Origin of the sequence: Brevundimonas sp. AJA228-03, from assembly GCF_017795885.1 — a bacterium.
In the GTDB taxonomy this organism is placed as follows: domain Bacteria; phylum Pseudomonadota; class Alphaproteobacteria; order Caulobacterales; family Caulobacteraceae; genus Brevundimonas.
Genome location: NZ_CP059297.1, coordinates 960,254 through 982,749, shown reverse-complemented (window position 1 = coordinate 982,749; position 22,496 = coordinate 960,254). Strand labels below are relative to the sequence as shown.

The following is a 22,496-nucleotide window of genomic DNA, read 5'->3' as shown; positions in this document are numbered from 1 at the left end:
ACTTTGGGAGGATGAACATGAACACCAACAAGACAGCGATGCTGGCGACCACCGCAGCCGCCGCCCTGCTGGGCCTGGCCCCGGCGGCCTGGGCACAGACGACCCCGCAGACGGCCGCGCCCGTGCCCTCGACGACCCAGCTGTCGCAGGCGGCGCAGTCGATCGCCGATCAGGCCGAGGACAATGGCCAGTCTGGTGACTCGGTCGGCGATATCGTCGTCGTCGGCTCCCAGATCCGGGGTGCCGACGTCACGGCCGCCCTGCCGGTGACCGTGCTGAGCGAGGAACAGATCCTCGCGACCGGCGCGGTCAATGGCGATGACCTTCTGCGCTCCATCCCCCAGATGGGCGACGTGCTTTTCAGCGCAGCGAACAACCCCCAGACGTCCAACGCGGCGCGTGGTGATGTGAACTCGGTCAACCTGCGCTCGCTCGGCGTCGGCAATACCCTGGTGCTTCTGAATGGTCGCCGGATCGTGCAGCACCCGACAAGCCAGGGCACCTCCGACACCGGCACGGTGCCGGTGCTGTCCTACAACTCCAACGCCATCCCCGTGACGGGTCTGGAGCGGCTGGAAGTTCTGCTGGACGGGGCGGCCGCGATCTACGGTGCCGACGCCGTGGCCGGCGTGGTCAACACCGTGCTGCAGGACGACTTCGACGGACTGAAGATCAACACCCAGTACGGCGGGGCCGAGGGCACCCATCTGCGCGAGTTCAACATCGGCATCTTCGCCGGCAAGGACTTCGAGCGCGGCAACATCTCGGCCTTCATCGACTATACCGACCGCACGGCCCTGCGCGCAGAGGACCAGCAGTTCACGGCCACCGACAACCTGCGTTTCCTGTTCGCCAATGATCCGGCCTTCGCCTCCAGCCTGACTCCCGACGCTCGCAACACGCGGGGCGCCTGGGCCAACCTGGCGGTGGTCGGGGCGACGACGGCGATCCGGCGTGGCACCACCGCCCTGACCACGGCAGCCGGTGCCTTCCACATCCAGCCCACCGCACTGACCGGATGCCTGGTGCCCAATGGCGATATCTGCCTCGGCTCGGGTGCCCTGACCTTCAACGGGGTCCAGCGCGACCTGCGATTCGATACGGCACCGGGAACCACGATCCTGCCGGACACCCAGCGGCTGAACCTGTTCCTGACCGGTCACTACGATCTGACCGACACCATCACGGCTTTCGGTGAGCTGGGCTACTACACGGCCGACACCCGGCGGATCCAGCCGCCGGTGATCAACCTGAACACCCTGACCATCCCGACAACCAACTACTGGAATCCCTTCGGCCCGGTGACCTTCGCCGATGGCCGCGCGAATCCAAACCGCATCACGGGCCTGACCAATGTTCCCGTCCAGGGGCTGGCCATCACCCTGAACCAGTACCGTTTCGTCGATGCCGGCTATCAGCAGGTCGACGTCAGCAACTACCAGGCCCGGGCCCTGGCCGGTCTGCGCGGCGAATGGCGCGGCTTTAACTGGGAGACGGCGCTGGTCTATTCGGAGGCCGAGGCCGTCGATGAATCCGACGCGGTCAATACGACGGCGCTGCAGGCCTCGCTCGCCCTGTCCACACCCGACGCCTACAATCCGTTCAGCGGTGGCTGCGTGAACCAGCCCAGCTTCGGCGACTGTTCGCCCAGTTCGCAGACAGCCCTTGATGCCATCACCTTCCGCCTGAAACGGAAATCGCGCACGACCCTGACGATGTACGACTTCAAGGTCTCGCGCGCGGACCTGTTCAGCTTGCCCGCCGGCGACATCGGCGTCGCCTTCGGCTTCGAGGCCCGGAAGGAAACCCAGAACGACAATCGGGACGCCAATCTGGACGGCACGAACCCGTTCCGGGATGCCGTCACCGGCGCGGTCCAGCAGTCGAACGTCATCGCCGTCAGCCAGAACCCGGATACGCACGGCGAGCGGACCGTGACCTCGGCCTATATCGAGTTCGCCGTGCCGGTCGTCTCGCCCGGGATGAACATCCCGCTGGTCCATAACCTGGAGGTCCAGATCGCAGGGCGCGCCGAGCACTATTCGGACTTCGGTGACGTGGCCAAGCCCAAGGTCGCTGCCGCCTGGGACATTTTCGACGGCCTGCGCCTGCGGGGGTCCTACTCAGAGGGCTTCCGCGCGCCGAACCTGGAACAGGTCAACACGGCCACCTATGGCCGCCTCTCGACCAATCCGGACTATATCCGATGCGAGGCTGATCTGCGGGCCCGGAGGATCGCCACCTTCGGAGCCTGTTCGCGGTCGATCGGGGCGTCGCTGCTCGTCTCGGGCAATCCGGACCTCGAGCCGGAAGAGAGCAAGAACCAGTCCTATGGCGTCGTCTTCCAGCCGCAGTTCCTGCCCGCCGAATGGGGCAGTTTCACCTTCACCGTCGATCGCTGGCGGATCCAGCAGGAGAAGATCGTCGGCCTGTTCGGCGGCCCGAATGCGGTCGTCCTGGACTATGCCGAACGGGTGCAGGGACGGTCCAATCCGCTCGTGACGCGCGCGCCGGTCAACGCCGACGACATTGCCCTGTTTGCGGGAACCGGCATCACGCCGGCAGGTCAGATCATCTCGATCAGCGACCGGTTCGTGAACCTGCTACCCCAGGACGTGGAAGGCCTGGACATCGGCTTCAACTGGCGTCTGCGCGGCACGCCCTGGGGTGACTTCAGGGTCAATGTCGACGCCGCCAAACTGATCAAGTTCGGCCGCGAGGCTGGTCCTGCGGTCGACGAGCTCTACGCAGCTCGCACGGCAGGGATCATTAATGCGGCGACGCCCCTGCCGGACTCCAGCGACCTGCTGGCCCAGAACGGTCGACCGGAATGGCGTCTGTCGGGCTCTCTGACCTGGAGCCAGGGCCCCTGGCAGTTCGGGGCCTTTACCCAGTACATTTCGGCTGTTGACGAGACGGGCTTCCTCGACGCCGCCGGCAACGCCTGGGAGGTCGAAAGCCAGGTCACCGGCAACCTGTACGGCCAGTATGAGTGGGAAGACGACGCAGGCATCGTTTCCAACAGCCGCATTCGCTGGGGGGTACGCAACATCACCAACGAGGCCCCGCCCCTGGCCTCGTCCGGTTATCTCGGCTCGCTCTATCGTCCCTATGGCCGCTACTGGTACGCCAGCCTGGCCAAGGAGTTCTGAGTCCATGCCGCGACGGCCGGGAACGATGCGTGCCGTTCTTTCGATCCTGGCCGTCGCGGGCCTGACAGGGGCGGGTGTGCTGACACCCGCCTCGGCCCAGGCGGTTGATCCCGAGCCCGCACCCTGTCCGGCCAGCCTGCCGGAGGGGACGAACTGCTCGTCCGGTCGGTCGGTCGACGGTGCCTGGTACTGGGTCGCCTATCCCCGTGACTGGAACGGGACCCTGATCGTCCACGCCCATGGCGGCCCGCGAACAGGCGAGCCCCAGCCTAACGATCCGGTCGAGGACCTGGACCGGTTTTCGATGATGGTCGGCGAAGGCTATGCATGGGCCGGGTCCGCCTACCGCCGGGGCGGCTATGGCGTCCGGATGGCGGCGCGGGACACCGATGACCTTCGCCAGATCGTGTGGGACCATTTCGGCAAGCCCCGGCGCACAATCCTTCATGGCCAGTCCTGGGGCGGCAATGTCGCGGCGAAGGCGGCCGAACTGTATGCCGTCGCACCGGACGGAAGCCGGAACTACGACGGCGTCATCCTGACCAGCGGCCTGCTGGCCGGGGGCACGCGGGGCTATACGTTCCGCGCCGACCTGCGCGCCGTCTACCAGTTCTACTGCCAAAACCACCCGCGCCCGACGGAGGCCCGGTACCCGTTGTGGCAGGGATTGCCCGAGGGGGCTTCCATGTCACGAGCAGACCTGTCGGCCCGGGTCGAGGAATGCACCGGGCTCAGCATCTCCCCCGAGGCACGCACACCGGCGCAGGCGATGGCCTTGCGCAACATCCTGTCGGTGACGGGGGTGACGGCCGACACCCTGGTGGCTCATCTGGCCTGGGCCACCAACCTGTTTCAGGACATCGTCTGGAAGCGGCTGGGCGGAGCCAATCCCTTTTCCAACTCAGGTACGACCTATGTTGGGTCGGACAACGACGTCGCCCTGAATCAGGGAGTCGAACGGTTTGAGGCAGACCCTGCCGCGGTCGCGGCGCTCGCCTATGATGCCGACCTGACTGGCAATATCGTCCTGCCGACCCTGACGCTGCACGCGCGTTATGATCCGACCGTGTCAGTGTCCCACGAAGCCATCTATGCCCAGACAGTCGCCACGGCCGGTCGATCCGACCTCCTGGGCCAGGTATTCACCACTGAAGCCCTGCATAGTCGTCTGAGCACCCCGCAATACCTTGCGATCCTGGCGGCCATGAAGAACTGGCTGGACACCGGGCAACGACCGTCCGCTTCGGACGTCGCCGCACTTTGCGTGACCTTCCTTGACCGCTCTGCCGAGCCTTGCCTGATCGATACCGGTTTCCGGCCTCGGCTGGACACCCGGTAAGGGAGCCCTCCCGTTCAGGATGTCGTCAATCGGGCGCTTGCGAGCAGGACGGTCGCGTGGGGCGAACGGTGTCGGTCGGCAGGGTGGCGAATGCCGTCCTGAGGATTCTGGCCGACGCCACCAAGGCGGCCGTCTCATCCGGATCGAGGTCGGGAGCCAGAATCCTCTCCACGCCGTCTGCGCCCAGAACACAGGGCAGGCTCAGGCAAACATCTGACAGCCCGTATTGCCCGGTCAGCAGGGTCGAGACCGGGAGGACGGCCCGCTCGTCGCGAATCATGGCCTCGCAGATCCGCACGATCGCGGTCGCAACGCCCCAGGAGGTGTAGCCCTTGCCCTTGACGATTTCATAGCCAGCGACCCGGACCTGGCGCGCGATCGCGGTCTGGTCCAGCGCATTGGAACCGGCGCGGAACGGCGCGAGCGTCTGACCGCCGATTCGGGCCGTGGAAAAGGCCACGACCTCGCTGTCCCCGTGTTCTCCCAGCACGAAGGTTTCCACGGATGACGGAGAGACCTTCAAGACCTCGGACAAGGTCTGTTTCAGGCGGCTGGTGTCGAGCAGAGTGCCCGTGCCGATAACCTGCGTCGGCGCAAGGCCGGATCGGCGCGCGGCCACGAGCGTCATCAGATCGACGGGGTTGGACGACACCACGATCACGCCATGGAAGCCGGCCGCCATCAACCGGTCCACGCAATCTGACACGATCGCCGCGCTTTCGGTCGCCACTGACAGGCGGGTCTGCGCCCCGTGTGTCAGACCACCGGCAGTGATGACGGCAATGGCCGCGCTCGCCGCATCGGCATAGTCGCCCGCCCAAACGCGGGTGGGTCGCGCGAGGGCGTTGGCGTCAGCGATGTCCGCGGCCTCGGCCTCTGCCAGGGGGCGATTGGTGTCGATCAGGACGATCTCCCTGAAGAGTGCGCGGAGCATGAGCGCATAGGCCGCGGTCGCTCCGACATGGCCTGCGCCCACAATGGCGATGCGGTCGTGGGCGGGGGCCGTCAGGTCAGGACACATGTGGCTGGATTCGGAGCTGCGGAGGACTGCACACGATCGAAACCCGCACGCCGGGTCTGGCGTCCGCGATGTCGATCACAGCGCCGAGCTGACTGGCGAGCGCCTGGACGATGCCCGAGCCGAGCCCCGGCCTGGCGTCGTTCGGTTCGTCCGGTATGCCCACGCCGTCGTCGCGGACCGTCAGGGTCCAGCTGTCGCCGTCGGCGCTGTAATCGACGTCGATCCGGCCATGTCGGTCGTTGGGAAACGCATGCTTGAGGGCGTTGATCACCAGTTCGGTGACGATCAGGCCCAGGCTGACGGACGTGCCCGATGTGCCGATGCTGTCGTCGACGGTGACATTCACACTGATCCGGGTGTCATCGCGAATCATCGAGTCGCCGATGCTGCGACACAGGTCGGTGAGATAGCCGCGCAGTTCGACATCGCCGAGTTCCGAGCGGGCGAGCTGGTGCTGGACGGCGGCGACCGACATGATCCGATGATGGGCATCGCGGAGATGCGCACAGCCGTGATGATGGGCACAGCTCCCGCCTTCGCCGACCTGTCGCATGCCCTGCAGCAGGACGCTGGCGATGATCTGCAGACTGTTGGCCGTCCGGTGCTGGACTTCCTGCACCAGCATGGCCTTTTCCTGGATCAGTTCGTCGGTCTGCCGCGCCTTCGCGCGCGCTTCGGTGACGTCCTGAATGGACAGAAGCAATCGGACGCCGTCGCCGTTCCGGTGATCGAGCCGCTGAATGTCCAGGATCAAATGGCGCGTTCCGTCGCTCGTTTTCAGGTCCATCTCGCAAGCGCGGATTGAGGCCTGGCCGCGGGCCGTCGCCTTCAACAACGACCGGAGTTGGGGCACATTCCATTCGCCCCCGCCCAGGTCAGCCAGCTGCGCGCCAGGAATGTCCTCAGGTGCGACGTCGAATGCGTCTGTAAAGCTCTGGCTGGCGGCCACGATCGACAGAGCGCCGTCCAGCAGCAGCGCCGGCGCAACCGAGGCGGAGATCAGCGAGAGCGCCAGATTCAGGGCGATGTCGGACGGCGGAGCGAGCGATGTCGTCGTCATGGATGGTCCACCCCGGGGGACTGCATCGTCGAACCATAGAGGGCATGCAATCCGCCGGCCTTGATCCAGATCACCGACTTCGCCCGGCCAATCGGCCTGGATGGGGCGTCATCCAAAGGAACCTGTCCATGACCCAGGCGACCCCGAAAGGCCTGAGCCACGAGGCCGGAAGCTCGGCGGCGACAACGCGCGCCCGGGTGTCGGAGACCGTCCGCGCCTGTCCGGTCGGCACCAGCGTCGTCGCCGACGCGATCGTGGCTCTGCTCGCGGCCTTCGCTCTGGTCCGTCTATCGCAGTCCTGATCAGAACAGGCGGGCCTCGGCGCTGACTGCGTCGGGGCCTTGCGATGGCCGCTCAGAGCTCGCCCGAGGCGTGCTGGCGCAGGCGTTCCGGTCGCTCGACGATGAGTTCATTCTGCGACGGGATCGAGATCAGCCCCTTGACCTTCATCCGCGTCAGCACGCGGCTGACCGTCTCTATCGTCAGGCCCAGATAATCGGCGATCTCGCCACGCTTCATGGGCAGCCGCACATGGCCGGGCGCGCTTGGACGGGTGGGGTCGTGACCCGGCAGGTCGAGGAGAAAAGACGCCATCCGTTCGATCGCGGTCTTTCGACCCAGCAGCAACATCTGGTTCTGCGCAGCCGCCAGTTCATGAGAGGTGCGGTCAAGCAGCATGTGTTCCAGCGGTGGCGAGTTCGCCACCAGGACGCGGAACGGACCCTTCCGGAAGCGACAGACGGTTGAGGCCTCCATCGCCTCGGCCGAGAAGACATAGGTCTCACCGATCGCCAGGCCGAGGAAATCTCCGGCGAAGAGGAATCCGGTGATCTGCCTGCGCCCGTCCGGAAGCAGCTTGTAGACCCGGAGCGAGCCGCTTGTGATGTTGAAGATGTGGGGGGCGGGCTCGCCCTCGCGTATCAGGGCAGCGCCGGATTTAAGCCTGATGACTTCAGCCAGATCGCCGAGGCGTTGAAGGTCGGGATCGTCTGCGGCCCCGCAGACGCTCAGAGCCCGGGCACCGCAGGTGTCGCAGTCGCTGCTTTCCAGTCGGTCGACACCCCCCGACTGAGGCGGCGGTCGCGGCGCAAACGCAGGCTTCAGGGCAACGGCCATTCGACAGTGTGCGCCCAAAAGGGGCAATTACCGAGTCGGTTTATTGATCTGGCTCAAATCAGGGCGAAATGCGATCAGGACGAAAACTACGAGAGCGGCCGGTTCATTCAGTTCCGGAAGGCTGAATGCTTTTGAGATAGGCGACAAGATCTGAGTTTTCTTCCGTCGACAGGACGAATTCGGGCATCTCTGCGTGGCCAGTATTGATGCCCTCGGCGAAGGCCTCGGCCAGGTTCTCGACAGGATAGCGCAGACCAAGGTCGCGGAAATGCGGGGCGGCGGCCAGAGGGCTGTCGCCCGTCGTACCGACCGCGTGGCAGCCGGCGCAGTTCGCCCTGGCGTAGGTCGCCCCGCGCTGCTGCGCGGCGACGTTCGAAAGCGAGGTGCCGACCCATGCCCGTTGGGCAAGGGGGGCGGTCGGCTGAACCGCGCAGCCCGTCAGTCCGACAAGCATGGCGAGGGCGACAAAGTGTTTCATGGGCAGCCTCCTGACGCTGCCAACCTCCCACGGCAGTCCTTTCAGATCTTTGATCCGCATCAAGGCAATGATCGCTGCAACGCGGCTTTATGAGGGCGAACGGGATAGATGACATGCGCTTCGCCAGCCTGCTGGTCTATGTGGACGAAGGTCCGGAGGCGACGGCGCGGGTCGCGCTGGCCTGCCAGATCGCAGGGCTTTCCCAGGCCCATGTGATCGGTCTGGCCGCCAGTATGCCCGACGTTCCGCAGGTCGATCCCTATGCGGGCGGGGCCATGCTGGGCGAGATGCTCGGCCTGTTCCGCGACATCGCCGAGGCGGACGTCGGTCGGGCCAGGACCCTGTTCTGGGATGCCATGTTCGGATATGCCGACCATGCGGAGTGGCGGGGCGAGGTGGGTTACCCCTCTGACCTGGTCGTGCAGGCGCTCAGGGCCGCCGACATTGCCGTCCTTGGCCGCCGCGATCCTGTCCGCTCGCCGACGCGCTCGCCCGACCCTGCGGACGTCCTGATGGCCGCCGGTCGTGCCATTCTCGTCGTGCCGCCCCGGTGTCCGACAGGTCCGATCGGCACCCCGGCCGTGGTCGCCTGGAAGGACTGTCGCGAAGCCCAGCGCGCGGTATCGTCGGCCCTGCCGATCCTGGCCGCATCGTCGATCGTTCATGTGGTTGAGGTCTGCGGGGCTGAGCAAACCGACGAAGCCCGTATTCGCGCCGACGATGTCGCGGTGTTTCTGGGCCGCCACGGCATTGTCGCCAAGGCCCGGATCGTGGAAGGCGACGGCAGGCCCCGTTCAGACCAGATCATCGCGCTCGCCGGAGAATATGGCGCCGGCCTGATCGTGGCGGGTGGATATGGCCACGCGCGGTTGCGGGAATGGGTAATGGGCGGGGTGACCCATGGCCTTCTGGACCGCTCGCCCGTCTGCCTGTTGCTGAGCCATTGACCCGTCCTTCAGAAGTGATGGGACGTCGCGTCGTCCTTGTCGGCGGCGCGACCGTGGTGGCAGGCGGGGCCGGCGCGGCCTGGCTCGGCGTGCGCGGCATGGGGTCGATGGATGACTACGACGCGACGGTCGCGCAGCGGCGTTCAGTCCTTTCCGTCCAGCCGGAACTCGCTGATCTTGTGCGCTACGCGACCCTGGCCCCCAATGGACACAACGCCCAGCCCTGGATCTTTCGTCTCGGGGACGGCCGGATCGATATCCTGCCGGACGTCGCCCGCCGGACGCCGGTCGTTGATCCGGACGACCACCACCTTTTCGTCAGTCTGGGCGGGGCCGCCGAGAACCTCGCGCTGGCGGGCGCGGCGCGGGGTCGACGGGGCGAGATCGCTTTCGATCCGGGCGGTCCGGGCGGACTCGCCTTCTCACATGACGCGGGTCCTCCGGTCGGGTCCGTTCTGTTCGACGTCATCCCTTTCAGACAATCGACCCGCGCCGACTATGACGGACGCCCGGCCAGCGCGGCCGAGCTGGCGTCGCTCGCCGCCGCTGCGCGGATGCCTGGCGTGGACGTCATCCTGATCACCGACCGACCGCGGATCGACCGCCTGCGGGATCTGGTGATCGAGGGAAACACGGCCCAACTGGCGGACCTCGCGTTTGTGCGCGAGCTCAAGTCCTGGATTCGTTTCAATCCGCGCCAGGCCCTGAAAACCGGCGACGGCCTGTTCAGCGTGGCGAGCGGCAATCCGCCCCTGCCGACCTGGCTGGGCTCGGCGATGTTCGACGCCACGTTCAAGCCGAAGGCCGAGAATGACAAATATGCTCGCCAGATCGACACCTCCGCCGGTGTCGCCGTCTTCGTCGGCGCGCGCGAGGACAAGGATCACTGGACCCGCGTCGGACGATCCAGCCAGCGGTTCGCGCTTCAGGCCACGGCACTGGGGTTGAAATGCTCCCACATCAACCAGCCGGTGGAGGTCGCGGCCCTGAGGCCGGAACTGGCGGCGCTGGTCGGCGTCGCGGGCCGCCGCCCGGACCTCGTCATGCGGTTCGGGTATGGCCCGACCCTGCCGTACGCCGCCCGTCGTCCAGCACGCCTGGTATCGGCATGACGGATCATCCGCTGGCCCTGTCCGCTGCGCGCGGCCTGCATACGCTGATCTACGGCGTCATGGCTTTGGCCACGATCGGACTGCTCTATGTCGGTGTGACGGGCCGCTTCCTGGCAACCCTCTGGCTTTTGGTACCGCTGCTCTCGGTCGAGATCGTGGTGTTTGCCGGGAGCGGCCTGCGATGTCCCCTGACGGCGGTGGTCGATCGGTTCGCGGGCAAAGGAGTCCATGTCGCCGACACCTACCTGCCCGAGACGCTGACGCGCCACACTCTGGCGATCTTCGGGCCGATCCTGCCCATCGCCTTCATGCTGCTGGCGGCCCGATGGGTGGGCGTGATCGCCGAGGGGTCAGGGCGATGACGGCCGCCATGGAGTGGGGTCAGGAGCCCGATGACGGCCGTCGGACGTTGCCGGCGGCCGTGATCGCGCTGGCGGACCGACTGGGCGCGCGCGCGAACAGCGGCGCAACCGTCGCCCTGTCGCAGACAGGGCGAATTCGGACCTCCGCAGACGCGCGCTGGCAGTCCTTCAAGGCCGTACAGTCGATCAGCCTGACCCACTGTGCGTTCGACTGGAGAGCCCGGAGCGGGCCGCTCGGGATCATACGCATCCAGGACGCCCTGATCGACGGAGTCGGTCGGCTGGACGTGCGCGCCCTGGGGCTGGTCCGGCTGGCCCGGGTCGCACCCTCCGACGCGCTGACACGGGGCGAGTTGATCCGCTATCTGGCCGAGATCGCCCTGGCCCCCGACGCCCTCCTGCGGAATCCCGCCATCCGCTGGCGGGACGAAGGCGGTGGCCGGTTGATCGCCGCCGCGGGGTCCGGCGCGACATCCGCCGAAGTGGTCCTCACGCTCGATGGCGAGGGTCGGATCGGAGAGGCCTTTGTCCCGGATCGCGGGGCCCTCGTCGACGGCGTCACCGTGCCGAAACCCTGGCGTGGGGTCTTCTCGGACTATCGACATCACAACGGTGTCTGGCTGCCGTTCTACGGCGAGGTCTCCTGGGGAGGGCCTGACGGCGAATGGGTCTACTGGCAGGGCGACATGAAGACGTGGTCCCGACGTGGATAGGTCCCGCATCGCCAGCATGGGCCACAAGGCCAAAATCATGCCCGCAGAGGACGCCGCCCTCCTGATCGCGCCGGACACGACTGTGGGGCTGAGCGGCTTCACGGCCTCGGGCTATCCGACCGCCGTGCCCCTGGCCCTGGCCGCCCGGATCGAGGCCGAGCATGCGGCGGGCCGACCGTTCAAGCTGCGCATCTGGACCGGCGCCTCGACCGGGCCCGAACTGGACGGCGCCCTGGCCAGGGCGGACGGGATCGAGTTCCGGCTGCCCTACAACTCCGACCCCACCTGTCGCGACAGGATCAATCGCGGCCAGATGGAGTATTTCGACATGCACCTCAGCCAGGTCGCGCCGGCCGCCTGGCAGGGCATCCTGGGACCGCTTGACACTGCGATCATCCAGGTCACCGGCATTCGCGAGGACGGCGCACTGATCCCGGCGTCATCGGTCGGCAACAACAAGACCTGGCTGGACCGGGCCAGCCAGGTGATCCTGGAGGTCAACCGCTGGCAGAGCCCCGACCTGCTGGGCATGCACGATATCTACTATGGCGCGGCCCTGCCGCCGAACCGGGTGCCGATCCCGCTGATCCATCCGGGCGACCGGATCGGCGAGCCCTGCTTCCACTGCGACCCTGAAAAGATCGTGGCCATCGTCGAGACCGACCGGCCGGATCGCAATGCCGGCTTTGCGACGCCCGGCGCTGACGATCTGGCGATTGCCGGACACCTGCTGGCGTTCCTCGAACACGAGGTGAAGAGGGGCCGGCTGCCGCCTTCGCTGCTGCCGATCCAGTCCGGCGTGGGCAACACAGCCAATGCCGTGCTGACGGGCCTGATCGACGCGCCGTTCGACGACCTGACCGCCTATACGGAGGTGATCCAGGACGGGATGATGGCCCTGCTGGACAGCGGCAAGCTGAGGATGGCGTCCTCGACCGCACTCAGCCTCAGCCCTGACCTCAGCGAGAGCGTCAACCGACGGATGGGCGAATACCGCGACCGGATCATCCTGCGCTCGCAGGAGATCAGCAATCACCCGGAGTTGATCCGACGTCTGGGCGTCATCGCCATGAACGGCATGATCGAGGCCGACATCTACGGCAATGTGAACTCGACCCACGTCATGGGTTCACGCATCCAGAACGGGATCGGCGGCTCCGGGGACTTTGCGCGGAACGCCTATATCTCGATCTTCATGAGCGCCTCGACGGCCAAAGGCGGCGCGATCTCGACCATCGTGCCCTGCGTCTCTCACGTCGATCACATCAACCAGGACGTCCAGGTCATCGTCACCGAGCAAGGGCTCGCCGACCTGCGTGGCTTGTCGCCCAAGCAGCGGGCGAAGGTGGTGATCGAAACCTGCGCCCACCCCGATTACCGACCGATGCTGGCGGACTACCACGCGCGCGCGCTCAAGGGGTCCTGGGGACTCCAGACGCCCATGCTCCTCGACGAGGCCCTGTCCTGGCATACCCGGTTCGTGCGCTCGGGCTCCATGCGGCCCGGCTGATGTCAGGCTGACGTCAGACTTCGCGCCCGGCACCCCATCAAACGGAGGTTTCCATGACCAGCACGACCCCACAGACGATCAGGACCATCAAGACCTGGGACTGGGGCGTCCGCCTGTTCCACTGGCTCCTCGTGGCCGCGATCGCGGTCGCCTTTCTGTCGTCCGAGGAGGGCAGCGCCCTGTCGCCGTGGCATGTCCCTGCGGGCTGGGTGGCGGCCATCCTGATCGCCTTCCGCCTGCTTTGGGGTTTCGTGGGGGGCGAGCATGCCCGCTTCGTCAACCTGATCCGTCCGTCGCGCATCGCGGGCCATGTGAGGGGTCTGTTCGCGGGGCGCGTCCATGCCTCGCTGGGCCACAATCCGCTCGGCGGCATCGCGGTGATTGTGCTTCTGTCCCTCGTCGCCGTGACGACCTTCACCGGGATCACGGGCGGAGAGGATGGGCACGAAGCCATAGCCTACATGCTGCTCGCGATGATCGCCCTGCACGTGGTCGCGGTCGTGGCGATGTCATTCCTGACCCGCGACAATCTGATCGGGGCCATGATCACCGGCCGCAAGAAGGCGACGCATTTCCCGAACGCCCGGGATGCGGCTCCGCCGGCACGCGTGGCCGTTCCCCTCGCCGTCCTGGTCGTGGCGGGATCCGCCTATGCCGCGACCCGCATCGACCCGCAGGCCTTCACACCCGGTGCCCACGCCGAAGCCGACGAAGGGGGTGAGGCCGAAGACGTCGATGAGGACTGAACGGGCTTTGGGCAACGCCGGGCTGGATGGCGGTGCAGAACCGATAGCCGACACCGGCGTTCAGATGTCCGATCGTGTCTCGATCCGCCGCCTGGCCAAGGGCCCCAGCATTTACCAGCCGACGGTAAAGCCCGAACCAGCGACGCGTCGTCGCGCAGCGTCGCCCTGAAGAAATCTGCATGCAAGCCCCTTCCAGACCCATCCTTGTCCTTGCCGCAGTCGCCCTGACCATCTGTGTGGTGGCGGGGGTCATCATCTGGCGACGGCCTGCCGAGGTCGCGGTTCTGGAAATCCGGCCGCAGACGGTCGAGCAGGCCCTGTCGGTGGTCGGCCGCGCCCGTCCAACCGAGCTGATCCAGGTCGCCTCGCCCAATCCTGGCCAGGTGGTTCGTCTGTTTCACGACGAGGGGGGCCGGGTCGCGGCCGGAGACCCGTTGGCGGTTATCCTTGCCGCGGTAGAACAGGCCCAGACCGCCGTCGATGTCGCGCGGTCCCTTGCCGCGCGGGCCCAGGCGACCGAGGCGAGGTTGAGCTACCAGAGGACGCGAACCCTGCATGCGCGGGGTTTTGCCTCAACCGCGGCGCTGGATGCCGCGCGCGCCTCTCTCGATACGGCAGAGGCCAATGCGACGGCCGCCTCGGCCTCTGTGCGGGCCTCGGCCGAGCGTGCGCGGGAATTCACCATCCGCGCACCGATGGCCGGGGTGTTGCTGGTTCGGCCGATCGACAATGGACAGGTGGTCCTGGCCGGCCAAACCCTGTTCGAGTTGGGGTCGGCGACCGGCGTCGAGATCCGTGTCGAGGTCGAGGAAGCCTACGCCGATGCCATCCGCCCCGGTCAGGCGGCCCGCGCCGCCCTGTCCGGCTCGCCGGGGATTTTTGCGGCCCGGGTGACCGAGGTCTCGCCCCGGATCGATTCCGGCACCGGCGGGCGCACGGTCCGGCTGTCGCCAGCCGACGCCGGGGGCCTGGCAGCAGGTCGCTCGGTCGATGTGACCATCGTCGTTGCCCAGCTGCCAGGGGCGATTGTCGTGCCGCGCCGCGCCGTGGTCGATGCCACCGCGGCCCCCAAGGTCTATGTGGTGGACGCCGACGGCATCGTCCGCGCCCGGGCCATCACCGTGGCACGCTGGCCCTCGGTCAACGCCATTGTCGAAAGCGGGCTGGCCGCAGGCGACAGGGTCGTGCTGGAGCCCGCCACGACCCGCCCCGGGGCTCGCGTTCGCCCCGTGGCGCAGACCTCGGGCGGCTAGGCCGTGTTCGCCCTTTACGTCGCGCGGCGCTACATGCTGTCGAATCCCTCGCAAACCCTGCTGTTGATCGCGGGGGTCGCCGTGGGCGTGACGGTCTTCGTCTTCATCACGGCCCTGATTGCCGGCCTCGCCGTCCGTCTGACCGAGCAGGTGACGGGAAACGGGGCCCACATCAGCCTGCTGCCGCCGACGCGTGTGGCGCGGGTCCTGGCCGGGCCGGACCTGCCGGTGGAATCCGTTGCCCTGGTCTCCACCTTCCAGCGCAAGCAGATCCGCAACTGGCCGATGATCGTCGAGCTGTTGCGCGCCAATCCATCGGTTTCCGCCATCAGCGCACAGATTTCCGGAAGCGCCGTCCTGGTGAAGAGCGAGGCTGTGACCTCGGTCTCGATCATTGGGGTCGAGCCACAGGGAATCGATGCCATTTCGGAAATCACCCCGAAAATCATCCAGGGCGACGGTGCTCTTGGTGCGGACGGCCTGTTGGTCGGTGTGCGGATGGCCGAGGACCTGGGGCTGAGTGCGGGCCAGTCGGTCCTGCTGCGCACCGACCGGGGGGTGGAGCGGCAACTGACCGTCAAGGGCGTGTTCCGCACCGGCCTGCAGAGTTTCGACGAACGCGTCGGCTTTCTCTCCCTGCAGACGGCCCGTCCGCTGTTCGTCCTGCCGGAAGGGGTGACGAACATCGAGATCAAGCTGAAGGACCCCGAAGATGCGCGCGCCATGGCGCGCTTTCTGGCCGATGCCACCGGCCTGCGCGCCACGCCCTGGCAGGAGAAGAACCTCAATCTGGAAGATGCCCTGGTCGCCCAGGGACGGACCGGCACGATGATCCAGCTGTTTTCGCTGGTCTCCATCATCATCGGCATCTCCAGCGCCCTGGTTCTGTCCGCCTACCGGCGACGCAGCGAGATCGGGATCATGCGCGCCTTCGGTGTGCCAGGTGGCTTTATCCTTTGGGTCTTCCTGCTGCAGGGCTTGTTGATCGGCTTGATCGGCGCCCTGATCGGCTGCGCCAGCGGCTATGGTCTGTGCGTGTTGCTGGAGGGGATCACCAACGCCGAAGGCCTACCGATCCTGCCGATCGCGCCAGATCAGGGCGGCTATGTCGCTGCCCTGGTCCTGACCACGCTGGGCGCGGCGATCGCCTCGATCCTGCCAGCGCGCTCTGCCTCAAAGGTCGATCCGCTTGAGGCGATCCAGCAATGATTCCGGTTCTGGAGGCGCAAGGGATCGAAAAGGTCTTCCTCAACGGCGACGAGGAAACGCGGGTGCTCAAGGGCATCGACCTGACGCTCGACAAGGGCGAACTGGCGGCGCTGCTGGGGGCGTCGGGATCAGGCAAGTCGACCCTGCTGTCGATCGTCGGCCTGCTGCTGCGGCCCACGGCGGGACGCCTGACCATCAGCGGCGAACCCGTTTACGAATACACAGAGCAGAAGCGGGCCCAGTTTCGTAATCGCCGTCTGGGCTTTGTCTTCCAGTTCCACCATCTGCTGCCCGACTTCACGGCGATGGAGAATGTTGCCTTCCCGGCTGCCGCCCCGGCCGGCGGCATATCGCACGATATGCGCGACCGCGCGCGGGACCTGCTGACGCGGGTCGGGCTGGAGGACCGCATCGACTTCCCGGCGACCCGACTGTCGGGGGGACAGAAGCAGCGCGTCGCCATCGCCCGTGCCCTGATGAACCGGCCGGATCTGATTATCGCCGATGAGCCGACTGGCAACCTGGATCGAACATCTGCCGACCAGGTGCTGGACCTGATGCGCGAAGTGAACCGGCAGGACGGCGCGACCTTCCTGATCTGCACCCACGATGAAGGTGTTGCGGCAAAGTGCAGTCGTCGCCTGACACTGGAGGATGGGCTGCTGGCTTCGAATGTCGCCATTTCTCCGGATCGGTGATTTCCGGTCCGGGCGCATGTCACAAGTAGCGCCGTCATTAGGGAGTGGCGGCCCCGGAGGGACTCCAACCCCCGACCTCGGCTTTAGGAAAGCCTTGCTCTATGCAGCTGAGCTACGGAGCCGTTGGCCGCGTCCTAGCGGGTCGCGCCGCAAGGGGAAAGATGGGCTCGCGATTTCTCCATCTGGACGTGATCGCAGACCCTGCGGCCGACTTTTTTTGTTTGTGGTTAATCAGCGTTAAGATACAATATGTTGGGGTGAACAAATCCCGAATCGGACAGTGTCACTGATTCGGTCCTGATTCGTTTCGCCCCTGTTCCGTACCGCCGCGCCGGTCTGTTAAGCTCCACGGCAAGGAGCCCCCGATGACCCTGGATGCGCTATTCAACATCGCCAATACCGTCGCCCTGGTCGGCTGGATCATCCTGGCGCTCGCCCCGCTACGACGAGACCTGGTGATCGCGGCGGCACGCTGCATCGCGATCGCCCTGGCCGTCACCTACACCGTGCTGCTGGTCCGGGCGGTCGCGGGCGGCGGGCTGGGCGGCGACCTGACCACCCTGTCGGGCCTGACCGAGGGGTTCAGCAAGCCGGAGGCCGTGCTGGTCGGCTGGGTCCACTATCTGGCCTTCGATCTGTGGGTCGGGTCCTGGGCGATCGAGGATGCAGGCAAGCGGGGCGTGCCCCACTGGGCGATGATCCCGGTCCTGTTCCTGACGCTGATGGCGGGGCCGATCGGGCTGCTGGTCTATCTCGTCGTCCGCGCCGGGGCTGGACGTCACAAGCGCCCGCGTTGACGACTTAGTTTTGATATGAAACGGTCTCTCTTCCACGGGAGACCGCCATGCCGCTGAAGCCGTCCTGTCTGATCGTCGGTGCCGGAGACGGCGTGGGGTCCGCCATCGCCCGCGCCTTTGCCCGTGAGGGTCTGGCGGTCTGCATCACCCGACGGCCGCGCAACCTGGATCAGCTGGAAGCCGTCGCCGCCTCCATCCGCAGCGAGGGCGGCGAGGCCCACGCATTCGGGGTCGATGCTCGCGTCGAAGCCGAGATGATCGCCCTGATCGACAGGATCGAGGCCGAGATCGGCCCGTTGCAGGTGGTGGTCTTCAACATCGGCGCGAACGTGCGTTTTTCCGTGATCGACACGACAGCCCAGGTCTATTCCAAGGTGTGGGAGATGGCGGCCCTGTCCGGCTTCTTTACGGGACGGGAAGCGGCGCGCGTCATGGCCCCGCGCGGCAAAGGGACGATCCTGTTCACAGGGGCGACGGCCTCGATGCGCGGCGGTGCGGGATTTTCGGCCTTTGCCGGGGCCAAGGCGGCGCTGCGTCAGCTGGCCCAGAGCCTGGCCCGCGAGATGGGGCCCCGAGGCATCCATGTCGCCCACGTCGTGGTCGATGGTATGATCGATGGCGTCTTCGCCCGCTCCATCGCGCCGGACATCCAGACCCTGCTGGACGAGGACGCGATCCTGAAGCCCGACGAGATCGCAAGGAATTACGTCTGGCTGCACAATCAGCAACGCAGCGCCTGGACGTTCGAGCTGGACCTGCGCCCGTGGAAGGAAACCTGGTGACCAAGACCGTCGACTTCATCTTCGATTTCGCCAGCCCCAACGGCTATTTCGCGCTCAAGGCCCTGAGGGGTGTCACGGAACGGACGGGAGCCCGGATCAATCTGATCCCGTGCCTGCTGGGTGGATTGTTCAAGGCCACCGGCAACCAGGCACCGATGGTCGCGTTCGGCGGAATCAAGGGCAAGATGGACTATGAGATGCTGGAGATCCGGCGTTTCATCGCCCGGCATGCCCTGACCGCGTTCCGCATGAACCCGCACTTTCCGATCAACAGCCTGCTGGCCATGCGCGGCCTGTGCGCGGTCGAGGGAAGCCCGGACTTCGAACCCTATGTCGAGGCGGTCTCGGCCGGCTTCTGGGAGCAAAGCCTGGCGATGGGCGATCCGGCCGTCCTGGCCAGCGTCCTGACCGGGGCAGGCCTCGATGCCGAGGCGATCCTGACGGCTGCCCAGACCGATCCGGTCAAGGCGAGGCTGGCGGACAACACCGCCGCCGCTGTCGAACGCGGAGCCTTCGGTGTTCCCACCTTCTTCGTCGGCGACGAGATGTTCTTCGGCAAGGAACGGCTGGGGCAGGTGGAGGAGTTGCTGACGCAAGAGCCCGTTTGAGAGCCTCTGCCCTTTGACCCAGCTACCGAGTGACTTTCGCATGTTGACTTGTTTGGCGGGCCGGACCGAATTTCAGCGGTACAGGGCCTGTCGGTAAGGAATCGGACCATGCTCGTTTCTTGGCTGATCGCGATGTCCGTTTGGATCGCTACGGCGCTGCCCGGGACGGCGACGGACTGGACCGGAGACTGGGTCTGGAGCGTCGAAGGTAAGCCGGCCATGGTGTTTCACCTCGACCCGTTGGGCGGTGGCCAGATGATCCGACCGCGTCACCTGACGATGGACGCCAATGCCGGCTACTGGCGCATGATCGATGCCACCGCGGAGCAGTCCATCCTGCCGGTGACGCCGCTTCATGTGACTGACGACGAGGTTCTGTTCTCGATCTTCGATGCCGACAGCGGCGAAACCACGCGTTACCGCATGATGCGTGAGAGCTCGGACGAGGCGACCTTGAGCCTGGCCGACACACCGGCGGCCCCAGCTTTTCCGCTACGACGCGCGACTACGCCGACCTTGGTCGCCACAGACTGGATTCCCGGACGTGCTTATGGACGGCCGCCATTCGTCCCCGACAATACCGAACTGGCGCGGCTGTTTTCGGACGACCAGGCGGTCAGGCAAGACAACAAAGCCTTGGGCCTGGCAGCGTCGCTAGAGGATGCCGAGCGCCGCGCCGCCGTGCGTCGTCTGCTGGATACGGGTCAGGTGCGCAGCGCCGCCGACCACTATCACGCGGCCTTCATCTTCCAGCATGGTGACCAGCCCGACGACTATCTGCTGGCCCATGCCCTGGCGATGGCCGCCGTGGCGCGCGGCCGCGACGACGCCGCATGGATAGCGGCAGCGACGCTCGATCGCTACCTCCAGTCAATAGGCCGCGCCCAGATCTATGGCACCCAGTTCCAGATCCCGGGGAACGGCAGCAGCGCGACCCAGGGTGCCTACAATCGCACCCTGGTGCCGGACAGCCTGAGGACCACCAGCGGCGTCCCGCCTCTCGCAGCCCAGGCGGACCAACTGCGCGGATACGACCGGGCCGAATAAGTCCAGACCGCTTGAGGAACCCGAAGCGAATCGCCACCTTGTTCAGATCATGAGCGACCGCCCTACCGGCCTCGCCCCCTCCCGCGTCGTCGCGGTACTGGGGCCGACCAATACCGGGAAGACCCATCTGGCGGTCGAGCGGATGCTGGGTCATGCCTCGGGCATGATCGGTCTGCCGCTGCGGCTGCTGGCGCGCGAGATCTATGAGCGGATCGTCAGGCAGCGAGGGACGAACGCCGTCGCCCTGATCACCGGCGAGGAAAAGATCATCCCGCCCCGGCCCCATTTCTGGGTCTGCACGGTCGAGGCCATGCCGCTGGAGCGCGAGGTCGAGTTCCTGGCCATCGACGAGATCCAGCTGGCCGCCGACCCGGAGCGCGGCCACGTCTTCACCAGTCGCCTGTTGCACGCCCGAGGCCGGTTCGAGACCATGTTCCTCGGGGCCGCGACCATGGGCCCCCTGATGCGGCGGCTGATCCCCGATCTGGAGATCGTCACCCGCGAGCGACTGTCGAACCTGACCTGGGCCGGATCGAAAAAATTGACCCGCCTGCCCCGGCGCAGCGCCATCGTCGCCTTCTCTACCGAGCAGGTCTATGCCATCGCCGAACTGATCCGGCGCCAGCGCGGAGGCGCGGCCGTGGTCATGGGCAGCTTGAGTCCCCGTACCCGCAACGCCCAGGTGTCCCTGTTCCAGTCCGGCGAGGTTGATTTCCTGGTCGCCACCGATGCCATCGGCATGGGGCTGAACATGGACGTGGATCATGTCGCCTTCGCCGGAATGCGAAAGTTCGACGGACGGCGCACCCGCTGGCTGCACGCCCACGAGATCGCCCAGATCGCCGGCCGCGCCGGACGCCACATCCGCGACGGGACCTTCGGGGTGACGGGCGAGGCCGAGGAGCTGGACGAGGACCTGGTCGAACAGGTGGTCGAGCACCGCTTCGACCCCGTCCAGGCTATCGAGTGGCGGAACGCCCGGCTGGATTTCGACACCCTGCCCGACCTGCTGCGATCGCTGGTCCAGACGCCGGGCGTGCCCGGGCTGAAGCTGACCGGACAGGCGCTGGACGAGACTTTGCTGCGCCGCGCCATGCAGGACGACGCAGTCAAGCGCATCGGACGATCGCGCGGGACGATCATGCGCCTTTGGGAAGCGTGCCAGCTGCCGGACTTCCAGAAGACGACGATCGAGGAGCACGCCCGTCTGTCGCGCGACGTCTTCCAGGCCCTGACCGGCAGGCGCGGCCGGCTGACCGAGGACTGGTTCGCGCCGCGTTTCGCCGAGGTCGATCGGGATGACGGGCAGATCGATCAGCTGTCGGCTCGGCTCGCAGGGGTGCGCACGCTGAGCTATATCGCCAACCGGCCCGACTGGCTGGACGGGATGAAAGGCTGGCGCGAGCGAACGCGCGCGCTGGAGGACCGGCTGTCGGACGTGCTGCACGAACGGCTCACGGCCCGGTTCGTCGATCGCAAGACCACCGCCCTGATGCGGTCCCTGCACGACCGGCAGGACACGATGGCCGAGGTGGCCGACGACGGCGTCGTCACCGTCGACGGCGAGGCGGTCGGGCATCTGGAGGGCGTGCGGTTCGCGGTGGCGGCCGGAGGCTCGGCCCTTGCCGACCGGACGCTCAAGACCGCCGCCTTGCGCGCCGTCGGCCCGGAGATCGCCCGGCGACTGGGCAGGCTGGCGTCTGATGGCGACGAGGCCTTCACCGTTACGCCGGAGGGCGAGGTTCTGTGGGCGAGCGCCCTGGCGGCGAAGATCGTGAACACCGAACCGTTCAGCCCGCGCGTCCGCCTGATCGGCGACCTCGGACCCCAGGCCGCCCGGGACCGGGCCCAGCGACGCATCGAGGCCTGGCTGGCGTCCGAGGCGGGACGTGCGCTGCGGGACCTGCGTCGGCTCAAGACCGCGATCGAGAGCGGCGCGCTGAAAGGGCTGCCGCGCGGCATCGCCTTCCGCCTGCTGGAGGCTGGCGGCGTCATCGACCGACGCGACGTCGAACGCGATCTCGCCGCGCTCAGCCAGGTCGAGCGCCGCACGATCAAGACCTTCGCCATCCGCGTCGGCACCCATTCGGTCTGGCTACCCGGCGTGCTGAAGCCCCGCGCCCGCACCTTGGCCCAGGCGTTCGCCGCCGCCGAGCCGTTCCGGGCCAAGCCGGACGGCCTGACCCTGTTACCGATCCCCGCCCCGTCCGCCCGTGCGCTGGCGGCCTTCGGCGTGCGCGCCGCAGGGCGCTGGGCCGTGCCGGTCGAGGACCTTGAGCGGGCTGCCGATCTGAGGCGCGAAGGCAGGGGCCGGCTGTCGGATGAGGCGCTGAAGACGCTGGGCTGGAGTGGCGAGGCGGCCAGGGCGATCTGGGCCGCGCTGAAGGTCGTGCGGGCCCAGATGCCGGATCGGGACGGCAAGGCGCCTGCGGTGGTGAAGGATTCGCCCTTCGCCAGACTGGCCGAACTGTCCCGGACCCAGGCCCCGGCGCGACGCGCGCGCAAGCGACCGCGCAAGGCCGTGGCGACATCCGCCTGATGGAGTC

General features: G+C 66.9%; 21 protein-coding genes and 1 tRNA gene. 17 read left to right on the top strand and 5 right to left on the bottom strand.

Annotated features, from left to right (window positions below; genetic code table 11):
• Positions 1-17 precede the first annotated feature (17 nt).
• Entirely contained in the window at positions 18-3,152 is a 3,135-nt protein-coding gene (locus HZ989_RS04875; RefSeq protein ID WP_209322510.1) for a TonB-dependent receptor domain-containing protein, read from the top strand.
• Between the two features lie 25 nt (positions 3,153-3,177).
• Positions 3,178-4,491, top strand: coding sequence for a S9 family peptidase (locus tag HZ989_RS04870; RefSeq protein WP_245162454.1), 1,314 nt, complete (start codon positions 3,178-3,180; stop codon positions 4,489-4,491).
• 25 nt (positions 4,492-4,516) lie between these two features.
• On the opposite strand, the gene HZ989_RS04865 is transcribed toward HZ989_RS04870, so the two are convergent.
• Both HZ989_RS04865 and HZ989_RS04860 read right to left on the bottom strand, forming a co-directional pair.
• On the bottom strand, positions 4,517-5,512 hold the full coding sequence (locus tag HZ989_RS04865; protein WP_209322508.1) for an L-lactate dehydrogenase: 996 nt from the start codon (positions 5,510-5,512) through the stop codon (positions 4,517-4,519).
• A complete protein-coding gene (locus HZ989_RS04860) occupies positions 5,502-6,572 on the bottom strand; it encodes a sensor histidine kinase (protein ID WP_209322507.1) in 1,071 nt (356 codons plus the stop codon). The genes HZ989_RS04865 and HZ989_RS04860 overlap by 11 nt, the downstream gene beginning before the upstream one ends.
• A gap of 128 nt (positions 6,573-6,700) precedes the next feature.
• On the opposite strand from HZ989_RS04860, the gene HZ989_RS04855 reads away from it, so the two are divergent.
• Positions 6,701-6,874 carry a hypothetical protein gene (locus HZ989_RS04855; protein ID WP_209322506.1) on the top strand — a complete coding sequence of 58 codons (174 nt, stop codon included), beginning with the start codon at positions 6,701-6,703 and terminating at the stop codon, positions 6,872-6,874.
• Between the two features lie 52 nt (positions 6,875-6,926).
• Here the strand turns inward: HZ989_RS04855 and HZ989_RS04850 are convergent, their stop codons facing one another.
• Together HZ989_RS04850 and HZ989_RS04845 are read right to left on the bottom strand one after the other, a co-directional pair.
• A complete protein-coding gene (locus tag HZ989_RS04850) occupies positions 6,927-7,688 on the bottom strand; it encodes a helix-turn-helix domain-containing protein (protein ID WP_209322505.1) in 762 nt (253 codons plus the stop codon).
• A 103-nt stretch (positions 7,689-7,791) separates the two neighbouring features.
• Positions 7,792-8,226, bottom strand: a complete 435-nt coding sequence (locus tag HZ989_RS04845) for a cytochrome c (RefSeq protein ID WP_209322504.1) — start codon at positions 8,224-8,226, stop codon at positions 7,792-7,794.
• 53 nt (positions 8,227-8,279) lie between these two features.
• On the opposite strand from HZ989_RS04845, the gene HZ989_RS04840 reads away from it, so the two are divergent.
• The 9 genes from HZ989_RS04840 (at position 8,280) to HZ989_RS04800 (ending at position 16,716) form a co-directional block, all read left to right on the top strand.
• Positions 8,280-9,113, top strand: a complete 834-nt coding sequence (locus tag HZ989_RS04840; RefSeq protein WP_209322503.1) for a universal stress protein — start codon at positions 8,280-8,282, stop codon at positions 9,111-9,113.
• A 17-nt stretch (positions 9,114-9,130) separates the two neighbouring features.
• A complete protein-coding gene (locus HZ989_RS04835) occupies positions 9,131-10,225 on the top strand; it encodes a nitroreductase family protein (RefSeq protein WP_209322502.1) in 1,095 nt (364 codons plus the stop codon).
• The gene (locus tag HZ989_RS04830; RefSeq protein ID WP_209322501.1) at positions 10,222-10,587 is read left to right on the top strand and encodes a hypothetical protein; all 366 of its coding nucleotides are present in this window, start codon (positions 10,222-10,224) and stop codon (positions 10,585-10,587) included. Before HZ989_RS04835 ends, HZ989_RS04830 begins: the two co-directional genes overlap by 4 nt.
• On the top strand, positions 10,584-11,300 hold the full coding sequence (locus HZ989_RS04825; RefSeq protein WP_209322500.1) for a DUF6544 family protein: 717 nt from the start codon (positions 10,584-10,586) through the stop codon (positions 11,298-11,300). Before HZ989_RS04830 ends, HZ989_RS04825 begins: the two co-directional genes overlap by 4 nt.
• A 16-nt stretch (positions 11,301-11,316) precedes the next feature.
• On the top strand, positions 11,317-12,810 hold the full coding sequence (locus HZ989_RS04820) for an acetyl-CoA hydrolase/transferase family protein (RefSeq protein WP_209323039.1): 1,494 nt from the start codon (positions 11,317-11,319) through the stop codon (positions 12,808-12,810).
• Positions 12,811-12,863: 53 nt separating this feature from the next.
• Complete coding sequence (locus tag HZ989_RS04815) at positions 12,864-13,556, top strand: cytochrome b/b6 domain-containing protein (RefSeq protein WP_209322499.1); 693 nt, start codon at positions 12,864-12,866, stop codon at positions 13,554-13,556.
• A gap of 179 nt (positions 13,557-13,735) precedes the next feature.
• Positions 13,736-14,809, top strand: coding sequence for an efflux RND transporter periplasmic adaptor subunit (locus HZ989_RS04810; RefSeq protein ID WP_209322498.1), 1,074 nt, complete (start codon positions 13,736-13,738; stop codon positions 14,807-14,809).
• A 3-nt stretch (positions 14,810-14,812) separates the two neighbouring features.
• Entirely contained in the window at positions 14,813-16,018 is a 1,206-nt protein-coding gene (locus tag HZ989_RS04805; protein WP_209322497.1) for an ABC transporter permease, read from the top strand.
• On the top strand, positions 16,015-16,716 hold the full coding sequence (locus tag HZ989_RS04800) for an ABC transporter ATP-binding protein (RefSeq protein ID WP_209322496.1): 702 nt from the start codon (positions 16,015-16,017) through the stop codon (positions 16,714-16,716). The genes HZ989_RS04805 and HZ989_RS04800 overlap by 4 nt, the downstream gene beginning before the upstream one ends.
• 45 nt (positions 16,717-16,761) lie before the next feature.
• On the opposite strand, the gene HZ989_RS04795 is transcribed toward HZ989_RS04800, so the two are convergent.
• A tRNA-Arg gene (locus HZ989_RS04795) sits at positions 16,762-16,838 on the bottom strand.
• Positions 16,839-17,081: 243 nt separating this feature from the next.
• Here HZ989_RS04795 and HZ989_RS04790 point away from each other — a divergent pair.
• The 5 genes from HZ989_RS04790 to HZ989_RS04770 all read left to right on the top strand — a co-directional run bounded on the left by HZ989_RS04790 (position 17,082) and on the right by HZ989_RS04770 (position 22,489).
• Positions 17,082-17,513 (top strand): ABA4-like family protein, encoded by a 432-nt coding sequence (locus tag HZ989_RS04790; protein ID WP_209322495.1) that lies wholly within the window; start codon positions 17,082-17,084, stop codon positions 17,511-17,513.
• A 47-nt stretch (positions 17,514-17,560) separates the two neighbouring features.
• Positions 17,561-18,295 carry an SDR family NAD(P)-dependent oxidoreductase gene (locus HZ989_RS04785; protein ID WP_209322494.1) on the top strand — a complete coding sequence of 245 codons (735 nt, stop codon included), beginning with the start codon at positions 17,561-17,563 and terminating at the stop codon, positions 18,293-18,295.
• Positions 18,292-18,903 (top strand): 2-hydroxychromene-2-carboxylate isomerase, encoded by a 612-nt coding sequence (locus HZ989_RS04780; RefSeq protein ID WP_209322493.1) that lies wholly within the window; start codon positions 18,292-18,294, stop codon positions 18,901-18,903. The genes HZ989_RS04785 and HZ989_RS04780 overlap by 4 nt, the downstream gene beginning before the upstream one ends.
• 108 nt (positions 18,904-19,011) lie before the next feature.
• Positions 19,012-19,950: a hypothetical protein gene (locus HZ989_RS04775; RefSeq protein ID WP_209322492.1), complete on the top strand. Its 939-nt coding sequence runs from the start codon at positions 19,012-19,014 to the stop codon at positions 19,948-19,950.
• A gap of 49 nt (positions 19,951-19,999) precedes the next feature.
• Positions 20,000-22,489 carry a helicase-related protein gene (locus HZ989_RS04770; protein WP_209322491.1) on the top strand — a complete coding sequence of 830 codons (2,490 nt, stop codon included), beginning with the start codon at positions 20,000-20,002 and terminating at the stop codon, positions 22,487-22,489.
• Positions 22,490-22,496: the final 7 nt, after the last annotated feature.